The following is a 9,145-nucleotide window of genomic DNA, read 5'->3' on the forward strand; positions in this document are numbered from 1 at the left end:
GATGGTTGTGGGCGACGATGACTTTTGCAGCGTTATGGCGTAAGGCCGCTTTCACCACTTCGCGAGGATAAATATGGGCCTCGTCGATCGCGCCACGGAATAGCACTTCGTAGGCGATCAATCGGTTCTGAGTATCCAGGAAAAGTCCCACGAACGTTTCGCGTGGCTCCGGCGCCAGATGCATCATCAGATATTCTTTCACTTTACCCGGGTCATCCATATTGCAGGAATGACGTTTAAACCGTTGCGCCAGCGCGCGTTTGGCGGCCTTTAAAACAATGTCCGAATCCAAGGGCACGGACAGGGTAAATTCCCCGGTGCGCCTGTTCAAATGAAGCGTGGCCGTAGTAGACTCGACGTCAGCCATGATCAACTCCTCGTAAGTTGGTTTTGGTTAGTCGGCGTTGGGTGTTGCCGCACTCAGCGCCGGCGATTAGAGGTAGCCTATGAACGCTCAATCATCAATGGATTGCAACTTAATCAGTGCGTTATTAGAAAGGTGAGCGCTCACTTTGATCTCCTGCCGTACAGCAATTCTTCGACATACTTGTTTGAACTCTTTCTCTCTGCTCTTCCCATAGCAACGGTGGATCAACCGCCAGATCAAACAGCGTGATGTGGTTGGGTAATGCGTCGTCCAGGATGGCCGCCACGATATCCGGCGGCAACAATGTCAGATTGAGGATGCGGCTGACGTAACTGTTATCCACCCCTTCCTTGGCGGCGATGTCACGTAGCGTTTCCGCTTCTCCTGAAGCTAAGAGCGCCCACCACCGATGCGCCCTGGCGAGCGCCACCTGCAGCGGCGTAATCGCCTTATCCCAAGGCCTTGGATCTTTCCTCTCCTCAGGAAGCGTCACCAGCTTGCGCCCACTACGCCGCTTGAAACGGATCGGGGTGGTTAGCGTCACGGCGCCATGACTATCCGTGATCAGGCTGGTCCTCCCTGTACTCTGGATACGCGTTCCACTCATGCGGCAGCTCCCTCGTGAGATGAATTGATGGAGGGTTGTAACTCCAGCGCCATTCGTTCAATGCCATTCATGCGCAGCCGCACCTCCAGGTCATTGGGCGAAACCACTACTTTTTCCACCAGCAGTCTGACAATGCGTGACTGCTCCACCGGAAACAACTGGTCCCAGATCTCATCCAACCGTAACATCGCGACGGCGACCTTCGCCTCGTCCAGCTCAGGATCAATCCCTGCAGCGACTGGCGTCATCTCTCGTAACAACGTGGGCGAGCGCAGTATTCCTCGTAACTGTTCCAGTACCGCCGCCTCAAGCTCCGCCGCAGGAAGGCGCGGTAGGCCGGACGCGCCAGCGCCTTCTTTAGCGTCCCGCTGCGGTATGTAGTAGCGATATCGTTTGCCGTTTTTCTTGGTGGTGTGCCAGGGTGACAACGCCCGACCGTCATAACCAAATACGATGCCTTTCAGCAGATAAGATACCTTCGCGCGGGTGCTGGCGGCGCGCACACGACCGTTTTTCGATAGGATCGTCTGGACATGCTCCCACAGCTCCTGGTCGATAATGGGAGGGTGTTCTGCTTGATGCCATTGATCCTTGTGGCGTAGCTCACCCAAGTAGGTGCGATTGTTCAGCAGCTTATAGATCAAGCTCTTGTCGATGGGTTTGCCTTTACGAAACCGGCCGTCCTGTGTGGTCCAGGATTTGGACGTAGCGCCATCTAAACGTAACTCTTTCACCAGCGTCGTGCTGGAACCCAGCTCGGCAAATCGTCGAAAGATATGATGGACCAGTTTGGCTTCGCGCTCATTGGGGACCAGACGCCTGTCCTTGACGTCATACCCCAGCGGAGGAATACCGCCCATCCACATTCCTTTTCGCTTACTTGCAGCAATTTTGTCGCGGATACGTTCCCCCGTTACCTCACGCTCAAATTGGGCGAACGAGAGTAAGATGTTCAGCATCAGACGCCCCATGGACGTGGTCGTATTGAACTGCTGCGTGACGGAAACAAAGGAGGCGTTATGGCGATCAAAGACTTCCACCATCCGGGAAAAATCTGTCAGGCTGCGTGTTAGTCGATCAAGCTTGTACAGAACAACCACATCGATTTTCCCCGCCTCAATATCCCTAAGCAGTCGCGTTAGCGCTGGGCGATCCATGGTGCCGCCGGAATAAGCGGGATCGTCATAATCATCCTCTACAGAAACCCACCCCTCCGCTCGTTGGCTTGCGATGTACGCATGCCCAGCATCGCGCTGGGCGTCGATCGAGTTGTACTCCTGGTCCAGTCCCTCCTCATGGGATTTTCGCGTGTAGACCGCACAACGCAGCCGACGTTTCACGACGTCGTTCATCGTTTGCCTCCCTTGCGCGCGCCTTTGGGTTTCGAGGCTGACTTCAGCCCAAAAAACGCCGGGCCAGACCAACGCGTGCCCGTGATTTCCCGAGCGATCATGGACAGGGATGGATATAGGCGGCCCTGATAGTCATATTGCCCATCCGCGAGCACCGTCACATGGTGCTCAACTTCGTGATATTCACGTGTCAGCACCGTGCCAGCTGGCGGCCGGTTATCACGGACAGGCTTGTCTGGATCGGTGGCCTCCACCAGCTCAGCGATGCGGCGTTGGTTGCTCTCCAACAGCTCTGGATTTGTCTTACGAAACTCTTCCTCCTGTAACCGATAGGCAATGCGGCGCTCTAAGTATGTGCGCACGTGCGTCGGGGCGTCGGTCTCGAACAGCTTTCGCCAGAGCCCCCGGAGTTGGGGCATGGGCAGCGTGGGTAAAGCAGCCACTCGGGCTGCGATGGAAGGCATGGATATCAATTCTGTTTGGCTCATTCGATCTCCGTTCTCTCTGTTTTTAACGGAGTTGGATGAACGCTCTGACGCCCCTGGAAGGCAAGTCCCACCTTGCTCTCTTTTTGAAAATTCTTCTCGCGAAGGCGAACAAGCCCGTGAGCGAGAATGAGTACGACTTCCTGTCTACGTTGTTCCGCACTCATGTGCTCGGGAGGGATGGCTCTGCAAGGGTTGTACGAGGAATGGCTTGATGACATTGCTGGGCGGTCCTGACTGTCAAACTGCTTGATGGAGGGGCAATTATCGGCTCAAGTAACCAGCCTGGCCATGAGGGAGTTGCGGGCTACTGCGAACGACTTCAGGTGGCTTGGGGCGATGGCGGAAACGACGAAAAAATTTATCGTTGAAGGACTCGCATTATTTGGATAAAAGACAAGCCTGAAGGCTAGTTATCTGTAGCTGTGTTGTCTTCCGTCCAAGCGTCGACGATTTGCCGGACTCGCTTTTTATCTGCTTCTCGCAGGGATTTGTATTTGCGGAAGAAGGCCTCATCGATAACGCCTTGATCTGGCGTAGTGGCGGAGCCATTCAGTAAAAATTCCGAGGTGACTTTAAGCGCTGTAGCGATCTTGTCTACCTTCTCCACTGAAGGGTTACTTGATTCGAAATTCTCCAGATTCCACAGATAGCTTTTACTGGAACCGGACAGCATTGCCAGCTGTTCAAGACTGAGCTTTTGTTGTTCACGCAACTTACGAAGTTTGCGGCCTAGCGTTGATGGCACAAGACGTTCCTTTGTTATATTTATTACTTTTTTATTTATAAATCATATCACTATGCCAACTACACGCGCATCTTCTTGTTCTTGACAGAAAATAGCCCATTAGGAATAATCCGTTCAGCCTACCGAACGAATCCGTCCAACACCCCCAAGGAGGGCTGGGTGCCTATAACAAAAAAGCAAATGCCTGAGCAGATGATAGATCACCTATTCCGTAGTAAACGGTAAAGGGGTCTATTGAACATTAACCAGTGAAGGTTGCTGTATTTATGCCTGCCATTRAAAATCAATTACCGCCACAGAAACGCTATGACCTAACTCCGCTAATGACGGGAGCGCCTCTGACTTGGGATGCCGAAGATGGTATTGAGTCAGTGAACGTGGTCATGCTCAAACTAAAGGACCTTGCTGGATACGGGCGTATCCAGGTGGAATCTCCCGCGCAGAGCGTACTTGGTCTGCATGAATATTCGCGCGAATACTTCGGAGGCCACTGTCCTCTGGCATCAGGTGCGTTTATTCCCACGCAAGCGAAGATCATTATTCGCTTTCACCCAGACAAGAAAGGCAGTCGAAGTAATGTTCTGCCAATCAATATCACGCTCCCCAATGGGTGCGACCTGCTTACACGAACAAGCAAAGAGAAGCTTGTTGGTGAGAAATATCTAAAACGTTGGGGGCTATTGAACGATATTCACGGATGACGACTGACTCAATTACTCTGGAAGCATTGACGCTCATTTTGCGGCTACTGAATAGCCCTGCGCCCACTATCGCTGGCAGCTTGCTGTTTGAAGAATTTCCCAGTGTCGCATACGAGCTTGTGAATCGGCTTTTCTTAACGCCAACAGGTTGCTTGGGCTATCTAACTCATGGGCATCAGGGATTTGCTGATTTGACTTGGTGTTCGGAGACGAGGCGGCATCGCTACTTCTCTTCCAGCGCTGGTTGGGTCAGCGTTTCTGCCGAGGAGATACATCGATATACGGTTGATGTGGATAGATTGCTACTCTGGCTGCAGAGCTTCTTTTCGATCGGCGCTCATCATCGAGTGACGCCTCTTTTGGATGACTGGCTGTGGCACTTGGGAGCGGCTCGCATTCGCGGCTATCGTGTAAACCTGTATTTTGTGCGTAGCCTGGATACGACAGAGCGCCTGTTGTCTGTCATGAAGGAACTCAGGAAAGAGTCGGCCAGAGCGCCAGCGATTGTGGTCAGCACCTCAAGCAAACTCCCAACAGGCATAGATATGCCGCAAGATATAGCGTTAGTCTCTCTTGATAGGCTTCTGAGTCGAACTGGCGATTGCTGTGTGCTGGACGAACTCTCCGTCCTTTCAATTCTACAAGGCTACTCCGAGGCGTCTGAAAGTGAAGGCGGTATCGGACTTCGATTTTCTACTGACTTTCGGCGCGTTCGCTGGGATGGACAGTGGTACACGCTTACCAAGAAGCAGTCTGCGGTGATGGAAGCCTTGTATCGAGAGGGCGGACGTGCTCACAAAGATCTACTGCGTGCGGCAGCTGAGACAAATGAAGAGTTGCATCGCGTTATGCGGAATAAGGTTGACGGGAAATGGATATTGCATCCCCTTTGGAATACTCTCATTAAAAAGGAAGGGAATGGGTACTATTTTTTTGATGGAAATTGACAAGCTTATTAACCTCAACTCCACAGCGTTCATTCTCTTTTCCGTTCCAATCGCCAACTTATTTAGCTGTATAAATATAGCAACAAATCCCCCTGTGGAAATATTTTCACGGGGGGATTACATTTTTTAAGCTAGTGACGATGTTAGTCTACCTGCAACCAGTATTCCTTGCTGGGCATATGTCTGATTTCTCTGCGCTTCTACATCGCTTCGTACATTGATTGCATTTTCACTCATTATATGATGAGTTCCATTCGTCAGGTCACATGCCATAGCAGTTGATCCGAATGGGCGCAATTTATTTCCAGGAAGGTCAAAAACAGGATTAAGAGAAACAGTGTAGTTGTTTTGAATGCAAGTATTTCTGATGCTATCCCTAATTATCCGGGTCGTATTACTTGGGCTTTTCCCTAATAAAGTCTGGACGTATGTGTTACCTACTGCTGCAAAGCGGCGTCTAAGCATCATATGCATCTTGCTAACAAGTGCAGGAAAGACGTTTCCTACTAAACAGTCCTGCACATCAACTGCATCCGAGTCAAAGTGTGCAAGAGCCACAAGATCATTGTCCCCATTGTATTTGACCAATATATATGCGGAAACGCATGGGTTAACGCTATTTGTAAATATATATCTTCGATTAGCCGCAATAGCTCTATCAGTTCTACTGACAATGACATACCCTTGCTGCGGAACATATATGCCATTATTGACTATCGTTTGCGTGGCAGTCGTGAATATCCTCATATCTCGCGGACCACGAAGTTGAGGCCATGGGGGAATGTTATGGGGCCCTTGGAAAACAAAGTTATTAACTTGGATTGGCATGATCAATAATCTCCTTTTGTCTGCTCTACACATGAAGCGATAATGTGAGGACTAATCCTTTGCATGATTTGTTTTTTTTTCACATTTCATGGGCAGCATTTTTTTGAAGGGAAAACAGTTTTTTTGGGTAAGCATATGGGCATATTGCTCTTAGCCCATCCAGGCTTGCTTACCGTGCCTAAATCCTACGTAGGCAGCATTGGCGTCTACTGAATCTCTAGCTATGAGAGCCCTATATCGTGAAGGCGGACGTGCTTACAAAGATCTACTGCGTGCGGCGGCCGAGACAAATGAAGTGTTACATCCTGTTATGCGGAATAAGGTTGACGGGAAATGTGTAATACATCCACTTTGGAATAGTCTCATTAAAAAAGAAGGGGGTGGATATTATTCCTCAATGGGTATTGATAGGCTTACTAATCTCGTATTTACCTGCACAAAATTAGCGAAAAATACCCCTGTAGAATTATTTCTACAGGGGACTTACGTTCCTTAAGCTAGCGAAGTGGTTAGCCTACCCGCAATTAATATTCCTTGCTGGGCATATGCCTGATTTCTTTGCTCTTCTACGTCATCCTGTATATTGATTGCGTTCTCACTCATTATGCGGTGGGTACCATTTCTCAAGTCACAAGCCATAGCCGTCGACTGAAAAGCGCGCAACCCATTGTTAGGACCGTTAAATACAGGGTTGGGAGAAATAACGTAATTGTTTTGCTGGCAAGTATTTCTGATGCTGTCCCTAATTTGTCGGCTCGTATTATTTGGGTTTATCCCAAACAAAGTCTGAACGTATGTGTTGCCCACTGCCGCAAAGCGGCGTTTAAGCATGATATGCATCTTCTCCACAAGCGCCGGAAAGACTCTTCCTACCAAGCAGTTTTGCACCTCAATTGCATCCGAGTCAAAGTGTGCAAGAGCCACGAGGTCATTGTCCCCGTTGTATTTGACCAAAACATATACAGCAACACATGGGTTAACACTGTTCGTATATAGATACCTTCTATTAGCCGCGATAGCTCTGTCAGTCCTACTGACGATGACATAACCTTGTTGTGGCACATATATGCCGTTATTTACTATCGTTTGCGTGCTAGCCTGGAATCTCCTCATAGCTTGTCGATTATTCAGTTGAGGCAATTGCGGTATGTCATTGGCCCCTTGAAAAACAAAGTTATTAGCTTGGATTGGCATGATCAATAATCTCCTTTTGTTTGCGATGCTCAAGTAGCGAAAACGTGAGGGCGAACCCTTCGCATGTTTTTTGATTTGCTAATTTCTTTCACATTTCATGGGCAACTTGTTTTTTGGGCGGGGATTGTGTGTTTTTATTGTGTTTCGGGGCGGTTTGAAGCATATGGGCTTAACACCGGTTGTAGCAGGAGACTCACCTCGGTGTGCTTGCTGCATCCAGATGCTGATTTTACTTGGTACGATGGAAGCTAGACTTTGATTTGCCTGCCTACATCGTCTTGCAAAGCACGCAGTCATAACTCAACCAGATATTGAAAATCCCACTGCTTTTCCCCTGTGTAACCCTCCCAATTTTCCCACTACCTGTTTTGCAAGATAGCTCCACGATTCCGCAATAACCCAAAGGAGCTAATCGTGGAAATAAAACACTTCAGTCAACGTGAGTTGGCTCTTCGCTGGGGCGTTTCTGAAGCCTGTCTGGAGCGTTGGCGCACCCTCGGCTGCGGTCCCGTCTATCTCAAACTGCATGGGCGCGTGCTTTACCGCATTGAAGACGTGGAGGTCTTCGAGGTGGAGAGCCTGCGTAAGAGCACTTCCGAACGGTTTGATAAGGGAGACGTCGCATGAGCCGATATGCCATGGAGGAACTGATCGGGACGCCCGCCAAAGAACTGGCGGAGTATTCAGGCGAAACGCTCTACCGCCTCAGAACGGAAGCGTCAATCATGCTCGCCGCCGCCAAAGTGTTGGTGTCCCACCTTGATTATGCGTTGGAGGCCAAATACGGCCGGCGCGCTAAGGCGTTACGTCGGTGGAAAGAAGCTGATTCCGTGAGTTTTGAGGACGGCGCGGTGGACGTTCACGCCAGCGTAACCGAGCGTGTGGAATGGCGCCAGGACGCCCTGACTAAGATTGCGCGACGCATCGCTGAGGCGGGTTGCGATCCCGCTGACTTTCTGGATATCACTTACTGCGTCAGCGAGGACAAGTACAACGCTTGGCCGCAGAGTTTACGGCGCTCTTTCGAGCAGGCGCGCATTCATAAACCCGGCAAGCCGTCGATTCGATTGTCTCTCAGGGAGGCGCGCTCATGAGCCTTCCCATCATCACCGCCGATCAAAGGTTAGCTGAAAAGCGCGGTGTCAAAGGCGTATTGATTGGAAAAAGCGGCATCGGCAAGACGTCTCAACTGTGGACGCTCGACGCCCAGCGCACATTGTTTTTCGATCTGGAGGCTGGCGATCTCGCTGTTGAGGGATGGAAAGGCGATTCCATCCGTCCACGCACCTGGCCGGAGTGCCGAGACTTCGCTGTGTTCATTGGCGGTCCCAATCCGGCGCTTCGTGAGGATCAGCCGTTCAGCCAAGCTCATTTTCAGGCGGTATGCGAGCGCTTTGGCGACCCGTCCATTTTGGACAAGTACGACACCCTGTTTGTCGACTCCATTACCGTGGCGGGCCGACTGTGTATGCAGTGGTGCAAGGGGCAGCCGCAGGCGCATTCGGAGAGAACCGGCAAGCCAGACGCACGCGGCGCATACGGATTGATGGGCCAGGAGATGATCGCCTGGCTCACCCATCTGCAGCACACGCGGGACAAAAACGTCTGGTTCGTCGGCATCCTCGACGAACGCCTCGATGATTACAACCGCCGCGTATTTTCCCTACAGATCGACGGCTCAAAAACAGGGCTGGAACTGCCAGGCATTGTCGACGAGGTCGTCACCTTGGCCGAACTGAAGTCAGACGACGGCGCCGGCTATCGCGCGTTCGTCTGTCACACCCTCAATCCCTGGGGATACCCCGCCAAGGATCGTTCAGGCCGCCTGGAGGCCGTGGAGGAACCGCATCTGGGACGACTTATGGAAAAGGTCGCAGGGCCCGCGAAACCGGCTCTGGAGCGTCTGGAATACACGC

General features: G+C 51.1%; 12 protein-coding genes. 5 read left to right on the plus strand and 7 right to left on the minus strand.

Annotated elements, in window-relative coordinates:
- The 5 genes from KP814_RS31455 to KP814_RS31475 form a co-directional block, all read right to left on the minus strand.
- A partial coding sequence (locus KP814_RS31455; RefSeq protein ID WP_216740489.1) for a JAB domain-containing protein occupies positions 1-367 on the minus strand: 367 nt, incomplete at its 3' end.
- Between the two features lie 124 nt (positions 368-491).
- A complete protein-coding gene (locus tag KP814_RS31460) occupies positions 492-974 on the minus strand; it encodes a LacI family transcriptional regulator (protein WP_216740490.1) in 483 nt (160 codons plus the stop codon).
- On the minus strand, positions 971-2,326 hold the full coding sequence (locus KP814_RS31465; protein ID WP_216740491.1) for a recombinase family protein: 1,356 nt from the start codon (positions 2,324-2,326) through the stop codon (positions 971-973). The genes KP814_RS31460 and KP814_RS31465 overlap by 4 nt, the downstream gene beginning before the upstream one ends.
- Positions 2,323-2,814, minus strand: a complete 492-nt coding sequence (locus KP814_RS31470; protein ID WP_216740492.1) for a DUF2924 domain-containing protein — start codon at positions 2,812-2,814, stop codon at positions 2,323-2,325. The genes KP814_RS31465 and KP814_RS31470 overlap by 4 nt, the downstream gene beginning before the upstream one ends.
- Positions 2,815-3,220: 406 nt before the next feature.
- Positions 3,221-3,559, minus strand: a complete 339-nt coding sequence (locus KP814_RS31475; protein WP_216740493.1) for a helix-turn-helix transcriptional regulator — start codon at positions 3,557-3,559, stop codon at positions 3,221-3,223.
- A 266-nt stretch (positions 3,560-3,825) separates the two neighbouring features.
- On the opposite strand from KP814_RS31475, the gene KP814_RS31480 reads away from it, so the two are divergent.
- Together KP814_RS31480 and KP814_RS31485 are read left to right on the plus strand one after the other, a co-directional pair.
- Positions 3,826-4,260 (plus strand): hypothetical protein, encoded by a 435-nt coding sequence (locus tag KP814_RS31480; RefSeq protein WP_216740494.1) that lies wholly within the window; start codon positions 3,826-3,828, stop codon positions 4,258-4,260.
- On the plus strand, positions 4,257-5,207 hold the full coding sequence (locus KP814_RS31485; protein ID WP_216740495.1) for a hypothetical protein: 951 nt from the start codon (positions 4,257-4,259) through the stop codon (positions 5,205-5,207). The genes KP814_RS31480 and KP814_RS31485 overlap by 4 nt, the downstream gene beginning before the upstream one ends.
- A gap of 126 nt (positions 5,208-5,333) precedes the next feature.
- Here the strand turns inward: KP814_RS31485 and KP814_RS31490 are convergent, their stop codons facing one another.
- Positions 5,334-6,035 (minus strand): hypothetical protein, encoded by a 702-nt coding sequence (locus tag KP814_RS31490; protein ID WP_253938779.1) that lies wholly within the window; start codon positions 6,033-6,035, stop codon positions 5,334-5,336.
- A gap of 492 nt (positions 6,036-6,527) precedes the next feature.
- The gene (locus KP814_RS31495) at positions 6,528-7,229 is read right to left on the minus strand and encodes a hypothetical protein (RefSeq protein ID WP_216740496.1); all 702 of its coding nucleotides are present in this window, start codon (positions 7,227-7,229) and stop codon (positions 6,528-6,530) included.
- A gap of 414 nt (positions 7,230-7,643) precedes the next feature.
- Between KP814_RS31495 and KP814_RS31500 the strand changes: the two genes are divergently transcribed.
- The 3 genes from KP814_RS31500 to KP814_RS31510 all read left to right on the plus strand — a co-directional run.
- Positions 7,644-7,856 (plus strand): DNA-binding protein, encoded by a 213-nt coding sequence (locus KP814_RS31500; RefSeq protein ID WP_216740497.1) that lies wholly within the window; start codon positions 7,644-7,646, stop codon positions 7,854-7,856.
- On the plus strand, positions 7,853-8,323 hold the full coding sequence (locus tag KP814_RS31505) for a hypothetical protein (RefSeq protein ID WP_216740498.1): 471 nt from the start codon (positions 7,853-7,855) through the stop codon (positions 8,321-8,323). The genes KP814_RS31500 and KP814_RS31505 overlap by 4 nt, the downstream gene beginning before the upstream one ends.
- A partial coding sequence (locus tag KP814_RS31510) for an ATP-binding protein (protein ID WP_216740499.1) occupies positions 8,320-9,145 on the plus strand: 826 nt, incomplete at its 3' end. The genes KP814_RS31505 and KP814_RS31510, both read left to right, overlap by 4 nt.

The organism is Hahella sp. HN01, from assembly GCF_018986435.1.
In the GTDB taxonomy this organism is placed as follows: Bacteria; Pseudomonadota; Gammaproteobacteria; order Pseudomonadales; family Oleiphilaceae; genus Hahella.